General features: G+C 62.3%; 16 protein-coding genes and 2 tRNA genes. 12 read left to right on the forward strand and 6 right to left on the reverse strand.

Annotated features, from left to right (window positions below; genetic code table 11):
* Positions 1-433 precede the first annotated feature (433 nt).
* The 6 genes from ACTAQJ_RS22950 (at position 434) to ACTAQJ_RS22975 (ending at position 6,092) form a co-directional block, all read left to right on the forward strand.
* Positions 434-2,605, forward strand: coding sequence for a DEAD/DEAH box helicase (locus tag ACTAQJ_RS22950; RefSeq protein ID WP_431116007.1), 2,172 nt, complete (start codon positions 434-436; stop codon positions 2,603-2,605).
* Positions 2,606-2,865: 260 nt separating this feature from the next.
* Positions 2,866-3,357: a LysM peptidoglycan-binding domain-containing protein gene (locus ACTAQJ_RS22955; protein WP_498699686.1), complete on the forward strand. Its 492-nt coding sequence runs from the start codon at positions 2,866-2,868 to the stop codon at positions 3,355-3,357.
* Between the two features lie 117 nt (positions 3,358-3,474).
* Positions 3,475-3,546: transfer RNA gene (locus ACTAQJ_RS22960), tRNA-Thr, on the forward strand.
* A gap of 60 nt (positions 3,547-3,606) precedes the next feature.
* Positions 3,607-3,680, forward strand: a tRNA-Met gene (locus tag ACTAQJ_RS22965).
* An 85-nt stretch (positions 3,681-3,765) separates the two neighbouring features.
* Positions 3,766-4,422 carry an SDR family oxidoreductase gene (locus ACTAQJ_RS22970; RefSeq protein WP_498699688.1) on the forward strand — a complete coding sequence of 219 codons (657 nt, stop codon included), beginning with the start codon at positions 3,766-3,768 and terminating at the stop codon, positions 4,420-4,422.
* Positions 4,423-4,520: 98 nt separating this feature from the next.
* Entirely contained in the window at positions 4,521-6,092 is a 1,572-nt protein-coding gene (locus tag ACTAQJ_RS22975) for a Na+/H+ antiporter (RefSeq protein ID WP_431120290.1), read from the forward strand.
* A 36-nt stretch (positions 6,093-6,128) separates the two neighbouring features.
* Here ACTAQJ_RS22975 and ACTAQJ_RS22980 read toward each other — a convergent pair whose 3' ends face one another.
* Both ACTAQJ_RS22980 and ACTAQJ_RS22985 read right to left on the reverse strand, forming a co-directional pair.
* A complete protein-coding gene (locus tag ACTAQJ_RS22980) occupies positions 6,129-7,088 on the reverse strand; it encodes an ROK family protein (RefSeq protein WP_498699690.1) in 960 nt (319 codons plus the stop codon).
* 51 nt (positions 7,089-7,139) lie between these two features.
* Complete coding sequence (locus ACTAQJ_RS22985; protein ID WP_498699692.1) at positions 7,140-7,352, reverse strand: helix-turn-helix domain-containing protein; 213 nt, start codon at positions 7,350-7,352, stop codon at positions 7,140-7,142.
* 232 nt (positions 7,353-7,584) lie between these two features.
* Between ACTAQJ_RS22985 and ACTAQJ_RS22990 the strand changes: the two genes are divergently transcribed.
* From ACTAQJ_RS22990 to ACTAQJ_RS23010, 5 genes are all read left to right on the forward strand, one after another.
* The gene (locus ACTAQJ_RS22990) at positions 7,585-8,859 is read left to right on the forward strand and encodes an ABC transporter substrate-binding protein (protein WP_498699694.1); all 1,275 of its coding nucleotides are present in this window, start codon (positions 7,585-7,587) and stop codon (positions 8,857-8,859) included.
* A gap of 24 nt (positions 8,860-8,883) precedes the next feature.
* Complete coding sequence (locus ACTAQJ_RS22995; RefSeq protein ID WP_431116002.1) at positions 8,884-9,828, forward strand: carbohydrate ABC transporter permease; 945 nt, start codon at positions 8,884-8,886, stop codon at positions 9,826-9,828.
* Positions 9,828-10,739 (forward strand): carbohydrate ABC transporter permease, encoded by a 912-nt coding sequence (locus tag ACTAQJ_RS23000; RefSeq protein ID WP_498699697.1) that lies wholly within the window; start codon positions 9,828-9,830, stop codon positions 10,737-10,739. Before ACTAQJ_RS22995 ends, ACTAQJ_RS23000 begins: the two co-directional genes overlap by 1 nt.
* A gap of 76 nt (positions 10,740-10,815) precedes the next feature.
* The gene (locus ACTAQJ_RS23005) at positions 10,816-12,570 is read left to right on the forward strand and encodes a glycoside hydrolase family 13 protein (protein ID WP_498699699.1); all 1,755 of its coding nucleotides are present in this window, start codon (positions 10,816-10,818) and stop codon (positions 12,568-12,570) included.
* A gap of 33 nt (positions 12,571-12,603) precedes the next feature.
* The gene (locus tag ACTAQJ_RS23010; protein WP_498699701.1) at positions 12,604-13,563 is read left to right on the forward strand and encodes an aldo/keto reductase; all 960 of its coding nucleotides are present in this window, start codon (positions 12,604-12,606) and stop codon (positions 13,561-13,563) included.
* Between the two features lie 100 nt (positions 13,564-13,663).
* On the opposite strand, the gene ACTAQJ_RS23015 is transcribed toward ACTAQJ_RS23010, so the two are convergent.
* From ACTAQJ_RS23015 to ACTAQJ_RS23030, 4 genes are read right to left on the reverse strand one after another with little or no spacing between them, the layout of a single operon-like run.
* On the reverse strand, positions 13,664-14,602 hold the full coding sequence (locus ACTAQJ_RS23015) for a TauD/TfdA dioxygenase family protein (RefSeq protein WP_498699702.1): 939 nt from the start codon (positions 14,600-14,602) through the stop codon (positions 13,664-13,666).
* Between the two features lie 52 nt (positions 14,603-14,654).
* Positions 14,655-15,629 (reverse strand): ABC transporter permease, encoded by a 975-nt coding sequence (locus ACTAQJ_RS23020; RefSeq protein ID WP_498699704.1) that lies wholly within the window; start codon positions 15,627-15,629, stop codon positions 14,655-14,657.
* Positions 15,629-16,537, reverse strand: a complete 909-nt coding sequence (locus ACTAQJ_RS23025; protein WP_498699707.1) for an ABC transporter ATP-binding protein — start codon at positions 16,535-16,537, stop codon at positions 15,629-15,631. Before ACTAQJ_RS23025 ends, ACTAQJ_RS23020 begins: the two co-directional genes overlap by 1 nt.
* A gap of 2 nt (positions 16,538-16,539) precedes the next feature.
* A complete protein-coding gene (locus ACTAQJ_RS23030) occupies positions 16,540-17,595 on the reverse strand; it encodes an ABC transporter substrate-binding protein (RefSeq protein WP_498699709.1) in 1,056 nt (351 codons plus the stop codon).
* A 358-nt stretch (positions 17,596-17,953) separates the two neighbouring features.
* Between ACTAQJ_RS23030 and ACTAQJ_RS23035 the strand changes: the two genes are divergently transcribed.
* Entirely contained in the window at positions 17,954-18,817 is an 864-nt protein-coding gene (locus tag ACTAQJ_RS23035; protein ID WP_431115995.1) for an HpcH/HpaI aldolase/citrate lyase family protein, read from the forward strand.

Raw genomic sequence — 18,817 nt, forward strand, 5'->3', positions numbered from 1 at the left:
AGGGCTGCCTTGAAACTGCCTTGAATGCCGCCTTGGGGTCTGCCTGGAGGGGCCGGAGAGTCCGGGTGTGCTCAAGCTCACCCGGTCTTCATCAGGGCTCAACTCGCGGTGATGCCCCTCTGTGCCCTACACTTGAAATATCCCCCACTCCGGAAATCCCTTTATCCTGCCCAATTCTTGAGGCAGGACTGGTAAGTGTTGGGGCCCGCAAATGTGTGCGGGCATTTTCATAGGGAGAGCCGGCTAAAGAAAACGCTGTACAGACTGCTGGGATAGCAGCCAAGAGATGCAGCGGGAAGTCCTGCCATGGGATTGCGATAGCGCCGGACTTCTTGCGAAAGCAGGGCACCTTTGCCTGGCTCTTCGCGACGAGTAATGCGGCCAAGCCCAACCGGGCCGCGCCGACTGCCCTATGGATGAGGAATTTCCCCCTATGACCGAAAATCTCAACGAAAACTTCGACGCCACCACCGCTGAGTCTGCTGACGTAGCAGAGACCGCCGCTGAAGGCACCGTAGTAGAAGCACCGGCCCCCGCCGCTGCCCCCGTCGAGAACGCTGCACCCGAGTCTGCAGCCCCCGCCTTCACCGAAGCTCCTGCCCCCAAGGCAGAAGACGAGGAAGAAGAAGGCGTCCGCTTCGTCGATCTTGGCATCGATGGCCGCGTTCTGGCCGCACTGCAGGATGTCGGGTACGAAAAGCCGTCCCCCATCCAGGCAGCCACCATCCCGCTGCTCCTCGAAGGCCGCGACGTCGTCGGCCTGGCCCAGACCGGTACCGGGAAGACTGCAGCCTTCGCTGTTCCTGCCCTGTCCCGCCTCGCTGAGCTGCACGACCTCAACGGCCCGTCCCGCAAGACCCAGGCATTGGTCCTGGCGCCGACGCGTGAACTCGCCCTGCAGGTTGCTGAAGCGTTCACTTCCTACGCCAAGCACATTGACGACTTCACCGTGCTCCCCGTTTACGGTGGTTCCGCTTACGGTCCCCAGCTGGCCGGCCTTCGCCGCGGTGCACAGGTTGTTGTGGGTACGCCCGGCCGTGTGATCGACCACATTGCCAAGGGCTCCCTGGACCTCTCCGAACTCCAGTACCTGGTGCTGGATGAAGCTGACGAGATGCTGCGCATGGGCTTCGCCGATGACGTAGAGCAGATCTTCCAGCAGACTCCGGAAACCCGCCAGGTTGCGCTGTTCTCCGCCACCATGCCGGGCCAGATCCGCCGCATGTCCAAGCAGTACCTGAACAACCCTGCTGAAATCTCGGTGAAGTCCAAGACCACCACCGGTGCCAACACCAAGCAGCGTTACCTTCAGGTCATGGGCCCGCACAAGCTGGACGCCCTGACCCGCATCCTCGAGGTCGAAGAGTTCGACGGCGTCATCGCCTTCGTGCGCACCAAGATGGCAACCGAGGACCTCGCTGACAAGCTGAAGGCCCGCGGTTTCCAGGCTGCCGCCATCAATGGCGACATCCCGCAGCAGCAGCGTGAACGCACTGTTGACGCGCTGAAGGAAGGCCGCATCGACATCCTGGTTGCTACCGACGTCGCAGCCCGTGGTCTTGACGTTGAGCGCATCAGCCACGTCATCAACTACGACATCCCCCACGACACCGAGTCCTACGTCCACCGCATCGGCCGCACCGGCCGTGCAGGCCGTTCCGGTGACGCGATCCTGTTCATGACGCCGCGGGAGAAGTACCTGCTGCGTTCCATCGAGAAGGCTACGCGCCAGCCGGTGGAGCAGATGCACCTGCCCACGGCCGAGACCGTGAACACGCTGCGCCTGGGCAAGTTCGCTGAGCGCATCACCGAGACCCTCGAGTCCGAGGATGTTGCAGCATTCCGCGATCTCATCTCCTCCTACGAGGAAGAGCACAACGTACCGGCCTCGGAGATCGCCGCTGCACTCGCCGTCATGGCACAGGGCGGACAGCCGCTGCTGGTCAAGGAACTGCCTGCAGCTCCTGAGTACCAGAAGCGCGAACGCTCCAAGGACGGCTTCGGCTCCCGTGGCCCGACCCGTGCACTCACCGAGGGCAACGCTACCTACCGGATCGCCGTCGGACGCCGTCAGCGCGTCATGCCGGGCTCCATCGTGGGCGCCATTGCCAACGAAGGTGGCATCTCCTCGGCACAAATCGGTGGCATCGACATCCGCTCGGACCACTCCCTGGTGGAGCTCCCGGCTGACCTGAGCCCCGAGCAGCTGCGCGCACTGTCCCGCACCCGCATTGGTGGCGAGCTGATCAACCTCGAGCTGGATAACGGACGCAAGCCCAGCGGCGACCGTGGCAGCTACTCCGGTGGTGGCGCCGGTGGCCGTGGTGGCTATGGCGACCGCGAAAACCGTGGTGGCGGCAACTTCAAGGGCAGTGGTGGGTTCAAGAAGGACTTCCGCAAGTCCGAGGGTGGCGAGCGTTCCTCTGCCGACCGTGGCGGCCGCACGTACAGCGACCGCTCCGAGCGCACTGCGGGCAGCTTCGGCGATCGTGATCGTGGCCAGTCCAGCGGCTCCCGCTTTGGCGGACACGGCGACGGCGCCCGCAAGCCCCGCAGCGGTGGCGAAGGCGGACACCGCGACTTCAACCGCAAGGGCAAATGGTAAACACTTTCTTGGTGATCATCACTAAGTAGTTCCCGTCAGGGGGTCGGCTTTCGGGCCGGCCCCCTGACGTGTTAAGGGCCGTAAGTGGGGCGGGCCGGGGCAACTCCCGGGGTTGTTGGATATCCGAAACCTTGTACGGCGGGGATTTCGAACAAGGGCGGGTTCCATGCCGCCCGCGGGCCGCCGTACGATCAAAGTGCTACGAGCCGCGTAGCTGCGAAGAGCCTGATGGTCGCACGCTGAATGCAGGAGGGTTCCCCATGGGATTGCTCGACAATTTGAAGAAGAACCTGGGCCTTGGTGGGAAGGATCATCCGAGCGCCCCCGTGGATCCGCTGGACAAGACTCCTGCCGATCAGTCAGCCGTAACGCAGGAGGCGGAGGATGCTGCCGCCGTCGATGCTTCTGCTTCGAGCAAGGCCGCCGCAGAAGCTGCTGCAGCCCAGGCGGCCGAGCAGCAGGCGGCAGCCAACGCTGCAGGCGCTCAGATCGCCGAGCAGGCGGGCTTGGAGCCCGAAGCCCCGGAGGTCCAGCCAATGGCCCAACAGGCAGCTTCTGAGGCCGCTGCGGAGGCAGGGCAGCGTGGTCCAGTCGCCCCACGCGTCACAGAGGTTGTAGTGGAGCCCGGCGACACCATGGGCGGCATCGCTGCGCAGTTCGGAGTGGACCTGGGAGCCCTGATCGCAACCAATGCTGATACGGTGCCCAACCCGGATCTCATCTACCCCGGACAGGTGCTCCGACTGCCCTGATCTGGGCGGTATCTGGATCAGGAAAATGGCGTCTGCGCAAATTGTGTCAACGCCGTTTTCCCCGGATTTTCGCCGATTTGTAGCTTCTGAAAACGTCCGGTAGAGTATTTACTCGTTGCCCCCCTAGCTCAGTGGTAGAGCGCGTTCTTGGTAAGAACGAGGTCACCGGATCGATTCCGGTGGGGGGCTCTGAATGAGGGCCTGTGTCAAGGCGGTTTTGACCGGCTTGACACAGGTTTTCTCATTCGTGGCGGTGTAGCTCAGTTGGTTAGAGCGCACGACTCATAATCGTGAGGTCGGGAGATCGAGCCTCCCCACCGCTACAGAGCAAGACCCCGCAGATTTCGTCTGCGGGGTCTTTTCATTTCCCCGCCCGCAGCGCCTGCACATGTGGGACAGAATGGGTGCATGAGCCGAATCGCAATCATTGGCGGCCACGGGAAAGTGGCCCTTAATTTATCCCGGATTCTTAGTGGCGAAGGTCACGACGTAACGTCGTTCGTTCGAAATCCCGATCATGTGGCGGATGTCACGGAGACGGGAGCCGCTGCGCAGGTGCTGGACGTGGAAAACTCGACGACGGCGGAACTCGCCCAGGCCCTGAAGGGCCACGACGCCGTGGTCTGGTCGGCAGGGGCCGGTGGGGGCAACCCGGCCAGGACCTATGCGGTGGACCGGGACGCCGCCATCCGATCCATGGACGCAGCCAAGGAAGCCGGCGCCAAGCGGTACGTGATGGTGTCCTACATAGGCAGTGCAAAGGATCACGGCATTCCCCAGGACCACCCTTTCTTCCCCTATGCAGAGTCCAAAGCAGCGGCCGATGACTACCTGCGCAGTAGCGGCCTGGAGTGGACGGTGCTGGCGCCAGGAACCTTGACGGAGGAGCCGGCGTCCGGGTTGATCGAGGTCAACCCGGCAAACCCCGGCAACGGCACCGCGACCTCCCGTGCGAACGTTGCCCTGGTGGCCGCTGCGGTCCTGGAACTTCCCGAGACCATCCACCGGACCATCACTTTCAAGGATGGAACAGTTGACGTGGTGGATGCTCTGACTGCGGACTGACGTGGCACGGGATCCGTGGACCCCGGGATAGGTTGGTAGGTAGCTTCCCCTAGGCCAGGCCTGCGGGAAGCTCGTACAACTTCTGGGGAAGCGGGAACATGGATCAGCTGGCACTCATTATCGGATTGCTGCTTGCCACGGTGCTGGCGGTCGGCTTGGGGGACAGGCTTCGGCTTCCTTATCCGGTCCTGATGCTGCTCCTGGCTGTTGCGCTGACGTTCATTCCCGGCTTTCCTGAGTTTGAGATTTCGCCGGAGCTGATCCTGCCGATCTTCCTCCCGCCGTTGCTCTTTGCCACTGCGCAGAAGAGTTCCTGGGCCGTTTTCCGCGTCCGGTGGCGGACGCTGCTCCTCATGGCTGTCGCGTTGGTGGTGGTTTCCACCGCGGTGGTGGCTGGTGCTGCGTGGCTCATGATTCCAGGCATCGGCATTCCGGCAGCGATTGCTTTGGGTGCCATGGTGGCACCGCCGGATCCGGTGGCAGTCGAGTCGGTGGCTGGCCGCGTTCACATGCCCAGGCGGCTCATTACTGTTCTGCAGAGTGAGGGCCTTTTCAATGACGCCGCCGCCATTGTGATCTTCCAGGCAGCGGTTGCCGCCACGGTCTCCGGTAGCGAGGTGGGGCCCAATGTCATCCTGCAGTTCGTGGTGGGTGCGGCCTTGGCCGTGGTCATCGGCATCGCCATGGGCTGGCTGACGAAGTTCATCACCAAGCTTGTGACGTCCATGGTGGCACGCAGCGCGGTCACGCTTGTGGTTCCGTTCGCTGCGTACATCCTGGCGGAAGAGCTGCACGCCTCAGGTGTGGTGGCCGTCGTCGTGACCGCCTTGGAACTGCAACGCCACGCGCGGCCGCAGGACGCTGCTGAGCGCATCACGCGGACAGCCTTCTGGGACGTGGTGGAGCTGCTGGCGACAGGACTGGCCTTCGGCCTGGTGGGCTTGGAGATCCGTCACGTCATCCGTGACGAGGGAACGGCGATTTTCGGGATGATCGGCGTGGCCGTGGTGATCTGCATCCTGGTGTTCGTTGTTCGCTACCTATGGCTCGGGCTGCTTGCGCTGACCGCCCACCAGCGGCGGAATCTCCTGCAACCAACCTCGCCCAAGGAAGTACTCATCCTGACATGGTGCGGAATGCGTGGGCTGGCTACACTGGCTCTCGCTTTGGCGCTCCCGGTGACCTTGCCTGACGGGAGTGACTTTCCTGCACGGCACGAAATCCTGGTCATCGCCTGCGCCGTGCTTCTGGCCACTTTGGTACTGCCGGGCCTGACGCTTCCGTGGCTGATGCGGGTCCTCAAAGCCAAGGAGGACGGTTCCCATGAAAAGGACGCGGCACGTGTTCTGGCCAAACGTGCCCAGTCGGCAGCGGTGTCGGCGCTGAAGGACCACGAGCTCATGAAGGAACTCCCCGCGGACAAAGTGGCACTGGTCAAGGAAAAGATGCGCCGGCTCCATGCAGAGCTGCTGGATGGGACGTTGCGCAACGAGTCGGCGGCGGAGAAACGCAAGCGGGGGCGTGAACTTGCCATTGCCGTGCAGACGATCGCGCTGGATGCAGCCCGTCAGGAAGTGGTGGAGGCGCGCAACGAGCCTGGGACTGATCCTGAAGTTGCAGACCGCGTTTTGAGGCAGCTGGATTTGCGCACCATGTCAATGCCGGAATAGCGCGTAGCCCGGGTTGCAGCCGGGCGCAGGACAAGATCAGGAAGCGTCCGCGCGCTTGGGCAATGACGAGGGAGAGAGGTCCAGCGCGTGCTCCTCGACGTAGTCCAGGGCGTGGCGGATCGCACCGAGGGACACAATGCCGTCGCCCAGGGTGGAGGTTGCCAGCCGCGGGGGAGTGAAGGTGAAGTCCGGCAGCTGCTTTTCGATGGCTGGGATCAGGGCATGGGCAGAAGCTGCAACGGCTCCAGCAATAACCACCAGTTCAGGGTTGACCAACGTGCTGATCGAGCCGATGGCCCGGGCCATGCGATGCGCCACGCGGTCCAGGGCGTGACGGGCGGCGTTGTCGCCGTCCGCGGCTGCCTTGAAAACCATCTCTGCTGTCAGCGCTGCAGGATCATCCCCGCAAAGTTCCCGCAGCTTGGTGGTCGCGCTGCCAGAAAGCGCTTCCCGCCCCCACAGCGCAGCGTAGTGGGCGATGCCGTAGGTGTCGCCCACGCCGTCGACGGTGTCCAGGTATCCCAGTTCCCCAAAGCCACCAAGCTGCCCGTGAAGCAAGCGGCCGGATTCGAGGATTCCGGAACCCAGGCGGTCGCCGGCGAGCATGACAACGAGGTTGTCGACTCCCTGCGCGGTGCCTTTCCACCGTTCTGCGAGGGCTGCGAGGTTGGCGTCGTTTTCCAGGAGTACCTGCCAGCCATGCCGCTCTGAAACAATCCCGCGGATGTCGAAGGACTTCCAGAATTCCTGGACTGTGAGGACCTCGCCGTCGCGGCTTACCGGGGCAGCCACGCCCACAGACACAGCAAGGATCGAGTCTGCAGGTACGCCTGCCCTTTTCAGGACGTCTGCTGCGATCCGGTCCAGCACATCTGCGCGTTCATTGGCAGAGACGTTGTACGTGCGGAAGGGCATCGTGACCTGGGATAAAGGTGTTCCGGCCATGTCAGCCACTATGGCGGTGATCTTATTGGCGCCGATGTCGATTCCGAGCACGCTGGCCGCGCTGTCGTCGAAAACAAAGCGGCGTGCCGGCCTGCCCTAATGTCAGTCTCCGGCCCCGCGCTGGTTTTCCAGCTCCTGGAGCCAGCCGAGCCGGACAAGCTCGTCGCAGATGGAAATGACGGTTGCGCGGGAGAGCCCGGTGGAAGCCATGAGTTCGGTGCCTGTTACCACCCCGGCACCACGCATGGCCTTGAGCATCGCGCCGGCATTGACCCTGCGAACCAGCTGTGTTGACGGCGCAGTCCCGATCAGCATTCGGCGCTCCCACTTTTCCAGCCGCCTACCGGAGTGATAGAGCGGTCTCTCTAAATTTAGTACATAAATTTAGATGACGACGCATTTCCCCAAAAGCTTGACGGTGTGGCGCTCCTCACTAAATACTAGCGATAGGTCATAAATTTACCTCCTATCTAAATGCATGTGAGGTTGAACGCGACCACTTCCCCAAGGCACAGCGGCCACTGGGGGTCCGCAAGACGAAAGGACTATGGAGTCTGTGAAAGCTACGCGCAAGAAACGCATGGCAGCGATGGGCCTGGGTCTGGCTCTGCTGGCCGGCCTTCTCTCGGGCTGCACCGGGGAACCGGGCAAAGAGACCATCCGCTTCACCTTCAGCAAGCGGGAGGCCATCGGCTTCATGACCAAGCTGGTTGCCGACTACAACGCTTCCCAGAACGAAACCGAGGTAGTACTGGACACTTCGGGCGTCGACGTCGTGTCCGCAAGCTTCGTACGCGGCAATCCACCGGACATCGCGCTTGCAAACTACAACATGGAGACGTCCCGCTTTGTCCAGCGCGGAGCCTTGAGCGACTTGTCCGGCACGCAAGCCGCCTCCCGCGTCCGCGAGGACCTCCAACCACTGATGGATCAGTACGGTTCCTATCCGGACCGGACCAGTGCCCTGCCCTACTCGGTCATGGCGTCCTCGGTGATCTACAACAAGGAGATCTTCGCTGCGCACAACATCGCCGTGCCTAAGACCTGGAGCGAGATGATCGCGGCGTGTGAAGCGCTGAAAGCCGCTGGGGTGACGCCGTTCTATGCCACATGGAAGGACGACTGGACGATCGCCCAGGGGTGGTTTGACTACTCGGTAGGTGGGCAGGTGGACACCATTGACTTCTTCAAGAAGCTTGCTGCCGAAGGCACGGAGGTTGGGCCGGAATCCTCGGTGTCCTTCCAGAAGGACTTCAACCAGCCGGTCGAGAAGATGCTGACGCTCGCAAAGAACTACGTCAACAAGGATGCTGCAAGCCGCGCCTACGGTGACGGCAATCTTGCTTTCTCGCAGGGCAAGGCGGCCATGTACCTCCAAGGCCCGTGGGCATTCAGCGAGATCGCCAAGACCGCCCCGGACCTCAAGCTCGGAACCTTTCCCCTCCCGATGACCGAGGATCCCAAGGATCTGCGCGTTCGTGTCAATGTGGACCTCGCGGCTTGGATTCCCGAGGCGTCCAAGCACAAGGATGCTGCGCGTAACTTCCTCGAGTACCTGTACCGGCCAGAAGTGATCGATTCCTACAACAAATCACAGTTGGGCTTCACACCCACCAAAGATTCTGCAAACGTCCCGGACCCCCGGATAGAGGGAATGGTGGAGTACTACGAGAAATCTCAGGTTTATCAGGGCCCCTCGGTACTCGTTCCGCGCACCATCCCGATCATGAACTACACGCAGGCAATCGTGTTCGGCGCGTCCCCTGCATCCACCCTCCGCACACTCGACGCAGATTGGGCGCGCCTGGCCTTCCGCCAGTAGTGCAGAACATAGGAAGTCAGAAACATGTCCAGCATCAGCACCTCAACCACATCCGGGCAGAGCCTACGAAAGCAGGGGCGCCAAAAGCAGCGTCCCCAAACCCAACGCAGCAGGCGGCGTGTGGAACCGATCTTCTACTTTTTCCTCGTGCCCAGCCTCATCCTGTTCACACTGGCCATCACGATTCCGGGCATCATCGGCATCTTCTTCAGCTTCACGAACTCCATCGGAATTGGTGACTGGGAGTTCATCGGCCTGACAAACTACATCGCGATCTTCAGTGACCCCGCGATCCTGCAGAGTTACCTGTTCACCTTCGGTTTCTCCATCGTCACAGTGATCGCCGTCAACGTGATCGCCTTCCTCCTTGCAGTCGGGCTCACCTCCCGCATCCGGATGAAGTCAGCATTGCGGACCATCTTCGTTATCCCGATGGTGGTTTCCGGCATCATCATCGCCTACGTGTTCAACTTCCTGTTTTCGAACTCCCTGCCTGCCGCGGGTGCTGCGGCAGGGATCCCGTGGCTGGAGAGCAGCCTGCTGGCCAACCCCGACCTCGCGTGGATTGCGATTGTCCTTGTCACGGCCTGGCAGGCAGTACCGGGGGCGCTGCTCATCTACATTGCGGGCCTTGTTGCTGTGCCCGGGGACGTTTATGAGGCCGCGGAAATCGACGGCGCGAGCAAATTCCAGCAGCTGCTGAAGATCACCCTTCCGTTGGTGGCCGGTTACGTGGTCATCAACATCATTCTCGGGTTCAAGGGCTTCCTCAATGCTTACGACATCATCGTCGGGCTGACGAACGGTGGCCCGGGGACGTCCACCAGGAGCATCGCGATGACTGTCATTGCCGGCTTCAATGGCGGCGACTACGCCTACCAGATGGCCAACGCGACGATCTTCTTTGTGGTCGCCATCCTTATCTCTCTCGTACAGCTTTCGCTGACTCGCGGACGGAATGCACTCTGATGAGCAAACAAACCACCCTCGCAATCGAGGACTCCTCCCACGTTGAAACCGCCACCGCTCCAACCAGCCGACGGCGCTCGGCTGGGGCGATCGAGCGGGTCAACTGGCCGGCAACCACGGTCCTCGTCCTGTGCGCAGTGACCGTGCTGCTTCCCCTCTATGTCACGGTGTCCATGGCATTCAAGACCCAGGGGCAGGCTGTGGATGGCAACGCCTTCTCATTTCCCGCCCCCTTCAGCCTCGACGGTTTCATCCAGGCCTGGACCCTGACGAACTTTCCCGTGGGTGCCGCGATGTCCTTGCTGGTGACGGCAGGGACCGTCCTTGCCACCATTGTCCTTGCTGCGTTCGCCTCCTACGCGATTGTGCGCAACTGGGAACGCCGGTTGTTCCGGTACTCGTTCTTCTACCTTCTTGGAGCGATGTTTATTCCGTTCCCGGTGGTTGCACTGCCGCAGATCCAGCTCACCGGTCGTCTTGGGCTGGACAACCCGCTCGGCGTCATCCTCCTGGCCACCATGTTCCAACTGAGCTTCAGCGTGCTGCTCTTCACCGCATTCCTGCGTTCCATCCCCATGGAACTGGAAGAGAGTGCCCGGATCGATGGCGCTACAACATGGCAGACATTCTGGAAGCTGATCTTCCCGCTGTTGGCGCCGATGAGTGCAACCGTGGGTATCTTCGCATTCCTCTATGCGTGGAATGACTTCATGATGCCGTCGCTGATCATTTCCGATCCGGCACTGCAGACCCTGCCTGTACGGCAAAACCTGTTTCAAACGCAGTTCAGCAACAACTACCACGTGTCTTTCGCCTCCTACCTGATGGCGATGGCGCCCGCGATCGTCGCGTACCTCTTCACGCAGAGGTGGGTCATGGCGGGCGTGACACAAGGCGCCGTTAAGGGCTAGTGGATGTTGACCTTCCGTGCCCAGCGTTTCATACTGGTCCGGGACATAAATTTAGATTCTAAATCAAAGGAGTTTCGTGAGCACTTCCGCCACTCAGGCACACCGAACCGACGCAGAGCGAATGGCTGATCCGAACTGGTGGCGCCAGGCAGCTGTGTACCAGATCTACCCGCGCAGCTTCGCCGATTCCAACGGTGACGGCATTGGTGACCTCAAGGGGGTCACTGCCAAGGTCCCGTACCTGAAGGAACTGGGGATCGACGCCGTGTGGCTGAGCCCGTTCTACCCGTCGGCGCTTGCGGACGGCGGCTACGACGTCGATGATTACCGCAATGTGGACCCCAAGCTGGGGACGCTTGAGGATTTTGATGAGATGGCAGCCGCGCTGCATGTCGCCGGCATCAAGCTGGTGGCCGACATCGTGCCCAACCACTCTTCGGACCGCCACGAATGGTTCAAGGAGGCCCTGGCGTCGCCCAAGGGCTCTGCAGCGCGGGAACGCTACATCTTCCGTGACGGCAAGGGGGAAAACGGCGAGCTTCCGCCCTCGGATTGGGACTCCGTGTTTGGCGGACCGGTCTGGGAACGCATCACCGAGCCGGACGGTACTCCCGGCCAGTGGTACATGCACATCTTTGCCAAGGAGCAACCTGACTTCAATTGGGACAATCCTGAGGTTCGCGAGGACTTCCTGAAAACCCTGCGCTTCTGGTCCGACCGCGGTGTGGACGGCTTCCGCATCGACGTCGCCCACGGCATGGCCAAGGATCTCTCCGAGCCGCTGCCGATGAAGGCCGACCTCGATGCCCGGGCTCACGGCACGGACGGTTTCGTGGACGGATCGCACCCGTTCTGGGACCGCGACGAAGTCCACGAGGTCTACGCGGAGTGGCGCAAGCTCTTCAACGAGTACAACCCGCCGCGCACCGCCGTCGCCGAGGCCTGGGTGCACGAATCGCGTCGTGCCCGCTACGCCAGCCCCGAGGGACTGGGCCAGGCCTTCAACTTCGACCTCCTGCAGGCCGACTTCGATGCGCCTTCCTTCCGGAAGATCATCACGGAAAACCTCATCGCGGCCAAGGAAACCGGGGCGTCCTCCACCTGGGTGTTCTCCAACCACGACGTCGTTCGGCACGCCACCCGCTATGGACTGCCCAAGGGCGGTTCAGTTGCGCAGGGAACCAACGCCGCCCAGGATGTCTCGGCCACCAAGCCAAAGGGCCAGGACGGCAAAGGCTGGCTGCTGGCCGGTGCACCGGCGGAAGAGCTCGACGTCGAACTCGGCTTGCGTCGTGCCCGCGCCGCCACGCTGCTGCTCCTCGCCCTGCCCGGCTCCGCCTACCTTTACCAAGGCGAAGAGCTTGGCCTTCAGGAAGTAGCTGAGATCCCGGATTCTGAGCGGCAGGACCCGTCCTTCTACCGCAACCCAGGGGTGGAGATCGGCCGCGATGGCTGCCGCGTCCCGCTGCCGTGGACCGCAGAAGGACCCTCCTTTGGCTTCGGAGAAGGCAAGGCACACTTGCCGCAGCCGGAATGGTTCGCAAACTATGCGGTGTCCGAGCAGGAACGACGTGAAGGCTCAACGCTGGAGCTTTACCGCAAAGCGCTGCACCTGCGCAGGGAACTGCAGACCGACGAGGAACTCGAATGGGTTGAGACCGGAAACCAGGACGTCCTGCACTTCAGCCGTCCGGGCGGTTGGGAAACGGTCACCAACTTCGGAAGTGAGCCCTTCGCGCTTCCGGCGGGCACCGTCGTCGTGAGCAGCGGACCGCTGGAAGGCGGCCTGCTCCCGGCCGACACCACCGCCTGGGTGGTTCGCGACGCGTAAGCGCGGCTGCGAATCGACTGGTTGAATACTGGAATGAATAACGCGAACGGGCGCGGACGCCTCATCTACGGCTGCATGGGCCTTGGCGGTCCCTGGGACGGTACGTCCTATGGTGCCGCGGAGATAGAACAGGCTGCCGCAGTCATCGAGGCAGCACAAGGTATCGGCATTGAATTGTTCGATCATGCTGACATCTACCGCAGCGGCAAGTCCGAAGCCGTCTTTGGGGAAGTCCTCGCCCGTTCGCAGGGCCTGCGCGAGAAGATCCTGCTGCAAAGCAAATGCGGGATCAGGCTGGGGGAGAGCGGGCTGGATACGCACTACGACCTCAGCCGGGAAGCCATCCTTGAACGGGTCTATGAAAGCTTGAAGCGGCTTCAAACGGATTATATAGACGTCCTTCTCCTGCACCGCCCGGATCCCCTGATGGACCCGCGCGAGGTGGGGGACGCCGTCGGGCAGCTTGTTACGGAAGGCAAGGTGCGGCAGCTGGGTGTGTCCAACATGTCCGGCGCGCAGATCGAGTTCCTGCAGGACTGCCTTGAGATGCCGATCATTGCCAACCAACTGGAGATGAGCCTGCTGCGGCGGGACTGGCTGGAAAGCACCGTGCTGGTCAACCATGCCGACGGGCTGGGCTTCAACTTTCCGCTGGGGACGGTGGAGCTTTGCATGGCCAAGGGGATTGAGCTCCAGGCCTATGGCTCCATGGCTCAAGGGCGCTACACCGGGGCGCCGTCCGAGGAATTGTCGCCGGCCGAATCGGCGACCGCTGACATGCTTCAGCAACTCGCCGGGGAGAAGGGCACCACGCCTGAATCGGTACTGCTGGGGTGGCTGATGCGGCATCCGGCGCGTATCTCTCCGGTGCTGGGAACCACCAACCCCGGGCGGATCGCTGCCTGCTCTGATGCGGCGTCCGTGGCTGCCGCCATGTCCAGGGCCGAGTGGTATGGCCTGTGGGTGGCAGCGCGGGGAAGCAACATCCCCTGACGCCGGTTTTAACCCAACTGAGTCGCAGTTGTGCGCGTTATGACTCAAAACGCGCTTAACTGCGACTCAGATGGGTTACAACAGCAACACATATGCGCCCCTAGGAAACGGCGGAGACGGTCACCGGGGCCACCACCGAGTAGGTGCTGGAATCACCCTGGATGGCCTGGCTTGCCTTGCCATCGATGCTGACAGGAATGTCGCCGGCAATGGTGACGCGATTGAGCTTGCGCGGCTGCCCGTCGTAGTTGTCCGGGGCGTAGTGCTGGGTGATCCGGTTGTCGAACAACACAACCTGGTTGGGCTCCCACTTCACGCGGACCACGTTCTCCGGGCGCGTCACATAAGCCTGCAGCAGCCGGATGATGTCCCGGGATTCAGTGTTGGACAAGCCCACGATCCGAAGCCGCTGCGCGAAGCCCCCAATGAACAATCCGCGCTCGCCGGTCAACGGGTGGACTCGCACCACGGGGTGGGCGGTTTCGAACTTCAGCCGGGTGAATTCCTTGCGTCGTTCTTCCGCATTGGAGTGCTCAAGGTTCTTGGGCACCGAGTAGTCGTAATCGTTGGTGTGGATGGCCCAGAGGGTGTCCGCGAAGTTGCGCAGTTCCTCCGGCAGGTCCTGGTAGGCGCCCGCAGAGGAAGCGATGAGGGTCTCCCCACCGTAGGCAGGCAGGTCGATGCTGCGCAACGTGGAGGCCTGCGGCGGATTGACCACGAACGTAACGTCCGTGTGCCAGTTGTTCGCGGAGCCGTTCTCGCTGTCCACCGGCAAGACGTTTTCTTCACCTTCCACGGACGCAACCGTGGGATGTGCCTTGGTGAGCGGGCCGAAATGGCTCGCGAACTTCACCTGGGCTTCGTCGGTGAGGATGTTGGCCTCCCTGAATACCAGGGCCTTGTGCTCGTTGAGCGCGGCCCGGATCTGCGCGATCGTGTCCTCGCTGAGGTCTCCACTGATATCGAGTCCTCGGATTTCCGCGCCGATGCGGGAGCCTAGCTTGGCGAATTCAAGCTTGGTTTCGGTAATGACGGTCATTATTCTTTCCTTACTTTGTGATGGGTTGTGGCAGGTGCCACGGGGGTGGTTTTCAGGGTGCGTCCGCGCCCACGGCCGTCCGCCAGCGGGAGAAGTGGCGTTCCAGGGCGACCAGCAGGAAGTTCACGCCAAGGCCCAGCAGCGAGACTGTGAGGATGCCCGCGTACATATCAGGGATCAGGAAGCTGCTCTGCGCGTTCACGATCAAGTAGCCAAGTCCGGCCTTGGCGCCGACCATTTCGGCGGCGATCAGCACCAGGATGGACGCGGTACCGGCCATCCGGATACCGGTAAAGATCGTTGGTACGGCCGATGGCAGGATGACCTTCTGGAAGAGCCGGAAACTGTTCAGTCCCAGCGAGCGCGCAGCCCGGATGAGCAGCGGATCCACGGTTTTCACTCCCGCGATCGTGTTCAGCAGCACCGGGAAGAAGGCCGCATAAGCCACGATGCTGATCTTGGATTCCTCGCCGATGCCCAGCAGCAGCGTGAACACAGGCAGGAGGGCCAGTGCGGCCGTGTTGCGGAAGAGCTCCAGCAAGGGGTTGAGGACTGCGTTGAGCCGTCCATACCAGGCGATCAGGAGTCCCAGCAGCACACCTGCAACGAGCGCCGCACCGAAACCGGTTACTGACCTGGTGAGGCTGGCGGCGATGTGGCCTTGGATGGTGCCGGCTTCAAAGAGCTTGCCCCATGCCAACAGCACGTCGTGCAACGGTGGCAGGAACACCCTGGTGGACGGGCTGGCCAGATACGTCGGGCCGAATTCCCACAGTGCCAGGAAAGCCAGGATGCCGGCGGACTTCCACACGCCTGAACCGGCTGCTGCACTAACCCTGCGCAGGGTGGTGAGGACCGGCGTCGAACGCTGCACCTTAGCGTCCTGCGCGGTGGTGTCCTGGGCGGTGGTGTCCTGCGAGGCTGCGGCAGCAGTACCGGAAGGCCCGACGGCGTTACCCGGCTCGGTCGTGATGCTTGCCTTGCGCGCTGCCGCCGCGGTTTCTGTCTGCGTCAATGTGGTGCTCATCAGGCCGCAGTCCTTTCACTGGTGACGGTTCCCTCTTTGGTGACGGTTGACGGTTCATCAGGTGCGCTGCCGTCCGGGAGGATCTTCCGGTGCCCGGCGTCCTGCGCGCGGCGGACCTCATCGTGCAGGAGCGTCCATACCTCGTGCCGGTGCTCGACGAAGGCCGGGTGGGAGCGGATGTCGTCCTCGCCGTCGCGATCGGGGATGTTGATGTCCACAATTTCCTTCAGCTGGCCGGGACGGGCGCTCAGTACAGCCACGCGCTCGCCGAGGTAAACGGCCTCGTCAATGCCGTGCGTGATGAACACGATGGTCTTGCCGGTGGCCTTCCAGATGCGCAGCAGTTCGTCCTGCAATTGCTCGCGGGTTTGGGCGTCCAATGCTGCGAAAGGCTCGTCCATCAGCAGGACGTCGGGCTCGTAAGCCAGGCTGCGGGCAATAGCCACGCGTTGCTTCATGCCTCCGGAGAGCTCATGGGGATACCGGTCCTCAAACCCGGCCAGCCCGACCAGTGCCAGATACTCCTTGGCCTTCGCTGCCCGTTCGCGCCGGTTCAATTTCCTGCCGTCCGGCCCTGCTCCTTCCAGGCCGATCGAAACGTTGGCCGAAGCTGTCCGCCAAGGAAACAGTGCGTACTGCTGGAACACCACAGCGCGGTCCTTGCCGGGACCCGTCACAGGCTTGCCGTCAACGAGCACCTCCCCGGACGTGGGCGTTGAGAGACCCGCGAGCAGGTCCAACAGCGTGGTCTTGCCGGAACCGCTTGGCCCTACCAAGGTGAGGAACTCGCCGTCGCGCACGTCCAGGCTCAGCGAATCGATGGCCGTGAGCGTCGTTGCGGCAGTGGACTTCGTAGCCCGGACCGTGAATTGCTTGGTCACATTGCGGAGGCTGATTTTGGCTGTCATGGCTATCCCTTCTTGGCTGCGTCAGTAGCTGTGCCGTTCGTGGCGCCGGCGAGATCGTTGAATTCATTGGTGTAGTACTTGGACGGTGTGAGCTTGTCCTTCACGATCCCGGCAGAGTTCAGCCACGCCTCCCAGCGGGTGAAGTCCTCGTCCTTGATCACACCGCTGTCCGGAACACCAGGGCTCTTCCAGAACTTCAGGTTGGCTGTGCTCTCATTGCGTCCGCGGTTTTCGATGATCTTGGTGAAGCGGGCAATGACTTCGTCGCGCGGTGTTTCTGCTGCCCATTTGATGGCTTTGGCAACGCCGGTGGTGAAGGTGCGGGTGGTGTTCGGGTTCTTTTCGATGAAGTCGTTCCGGAGCACGATCTGGCCGCCTGCAAAGTTGCCGAACAACTGCACATCGCTGAACAGAGAACGTAGTCCTCCAGCCTCAATGGCCCTGTCCTGCAGTACTCCACCAAGGGTTCCGGCGTCCACCTGGCCGCGGCGGATGGCCTCCTCAGTATCGTTCGGAGCCAAGGGGACGAGCTGGACCTGCTTGATCTCGTCCTGGCTGAGACCGTTCTGCGTCAGGTACGAATTGATGACCGCTTCGTGGTGTGCGCCCAGTGTGTTGACCGCGATCTTCTTGCCGATCAGGTCACGGGGTCCCTTGATGGAGCTGTCCGCCTTCACGTAGTAGCCGTTGAAGGTCTTCTCGTCCGAGCCGTAATAGTTGACCACGGCCTTCACGGGGGCGCCCGCTTCGATGAGCTTCACCACCGCTCCGGAGAATGCGCCACCGATGTCCGTTTGGTTGGTGGCCGCGGACTGGATGTCCTGGGGGCCGCTGGTGGTGTTGCCCACCCAGTTCAGTTTCAGGTCGCCCAGGTATCCGAGGTCTGCAGCAAGCTCGGGGAAGGTCACATTGTTGGCGGAGCCTTGGTAGCGGAGTTCCTTGACCTCGTTGCCGGGTTGGTTGGCTTGTCCGGCTTCGGCTGCACCGCCGCAGCCGGACACCGTCAGCGCTAGTACGACGGCGGCCGCGACGCTCAGCAGGGGCAGGTGCAGTTTCATGGGAGCTACTTTCGAATGATTGTGTTTCGGTTGGGGAGCCGTACGTTCACCGGCTTGGGAACGATGTAAGCCCATCTGCACCGCCGGTGGAAAGCTCCGCGGTCATGATGGGAAACGGCGGGAAATGGCGGGAAATGCTGTGAAACAGCGGGCAACGGGGCGCAACTCGGAGCCATGAAATGCAATCGACGGACACAAAGTCGCAGCATTGAGCCGAATGAAGAAGCGAATGGCGCTTGCCGCCGTCGGACAGTCATACTGGGCGCGGGCACAGTCATAAGGGCTTTAGTTCGTATTGATCCTCACAACCGGGCGGATTTCTTCGCCCTGTGGGCCGCTTGCCGGATACGGTAGATACATGACGTCTAGCATCGCCGCCGAATCCATTCGGCCTACCCGCAATATTCCCGCCGATATCGCCCGCTCCTGGCTCCTTGTGAACGCCATGAAGACGGAACTTTTTGACGAATCCGCGGGCTCACGGGCAGACGCCATCATCCTTGACATCGAAGACGCCGTTGACCCCTCCCAGAAGGACGCGGCGCGCGAGAACGTCGTGAACTGGCTGAGGTCCGGCGGTCAGGCCTGGGTTCGCATCAACGACGCCACCAGTCCCTTCTGGGCCGATGACCTCGCTGGCCTTCGCGGCACCCCGGGCCTGCTCGGCGTGATGCTCGCCAAGACCGAGTCCGCGGACCAGGTCACCGAGTCCTACCACCGCATGGACGGCAAGACTCCCGTCATTGCACTGGTTGAGTCGGCCCTCGGCATCGAGGAAGCCAACCACATTGCCAAGGCCCAGGGTGCGTTCCGCCTGGCGTTCGGTTCCGGTGACTTCCGCCGCGACACCGGCATGGCCGCTACCCCCGAGGCCATGGCCTACCCGCGCGCCAAGCTCGTCGTTGCCAGCCGAGTGGGCAACCTGCCCGGCCCCATTGATGGCCCCACGGTCGGGACCAACCACCCCATCCTGCGCGAGCAGACCGGTATCACCGTAACCATGGGCATGACCGGCAAGCTGTGCCTGGCCATCGACCAGACCACCGTGATCAACGAGGTCATCAGCCCCACGCCGTCGGACGTTGCCTGGGCAACGGACTTCATGAGCGACTTCGAAGCCAACGGCAGGGTCATCCGCGATGGCTCCGACCTTCCGCGCCTCGGCCGGGCCGAGAAGATCATGAAGCTCGCAGTTGCCTTCGGGGTTCAGCCCTCCCTGTAG

The organism is Arthrobacter sp. alpha11c (genome assembly GCF_054149985.1).

Excerpts from the sequence above, each read along its gene's own strand:
- ACTAQJ_RS23030 (WP_498699709.1), bottom strand. The coding sequence starts at position 17,595 with ATGAAACTGCACCTGCCCCTGCTGAGCGTCGCGGCCGCCGTCGTACTA.
- ACTAQJ_RS23000 (WP_498699697.1), top strand. The coding sequence starts at position 9,828 with ATGAGCAAACAAACCACCCTCGCAATCGAGGACTCCTCCCACGTTGAA.
- ACTAQJ_RS22990 (WP_498699694.1), top strand. The coding sequence starts at position 7,585 with ATGGAGTCTGTGAAAGCTACGCGCAAGAAACGCATGGCAGCGATGGGC.
- ACTAQJ_RS23020 (WP_498699704.1), bottom strand. The coding sequence starts at position 15,629 with ATGAGCACCACATTGACGCAGACAGAAACCGCGGCGGCAGCGCGCAAG.
- ACTAQJ_RS23015 (WP_498699702.1), bottom strand. The coding sequence starts at position 14,602 with ATGACCGTCATTACCGAAACCAAGCTTGAATTCGCCAAGCTAGGCTCC.
- ACTAQJ_RS22975 (WP_431120290.1), top strand. The coding sequence starts at position 4,521 with ATGGATCAGCTGGCACTCATTATCGGATTGCTGCTTGCCACGGTGCTG.
- ACTAQJ_RS23025 (WP_498699707.1), bottom strand. The coding sequence starts at position 16,537 with ATGACAGCCAAAATCAGCCTCCGCAATGTGACCAAGCAATTCACGGTC.
- ACTAQJ_RS22970 (WP_498699688.1), top strand. The coding sequence starts at position 3,766 with ATGAGCCGAATCGCAATCATTGGCGGCCACGGGAAAGTGGCCCTTAAT.
- ACTAQJ_RS22995 (WP_431116002.1), top strand. The coding sequence starts at position 8,884 with ATGTCCAGCATCAGCACCTCAACCACATCCGGGCAGAGCCTACGAAAG.
- ACTAQJ_RS23010 (WP_498699701.1), top strand. The coding sequence starts at position 12,604 with ATGAATAACGCGAACGGGCGCGGACGCCTCATCTACGGCTGCATGGGC.
- ACTAQJ_RS22950 (WP_431116007.1), top strand. The coding sequence starts at position 434 with ATGACCGAAAATCTCAACGAAAACTTCGACGCCACCACCGCTGAGTCT.
- ACTAQJ_RS22955 (WP_498699686.1), top strand. The coding sequence starts at position 2,866 with ATGGGATTGCTCGACAATTTGAAGAAGAACCTGGGCCTTGGTGGGAAG.
- ACTAQJ_RS23035 (WP_431115995.1), top strand. The coding sequence starts at position 17,954 with ATGACGTCTAGCATCGCCGCCGAATCCATTCGGCCTACCCGCAATATT.
- ACTAQJ_RS22985 (WP_498699692.1), bottom strand. The coding sequence starts at position 7,352 with ATGCTGATCGGGACTGCGCCGTCAACACAGCTGGTTCGCAGGGTCAAT.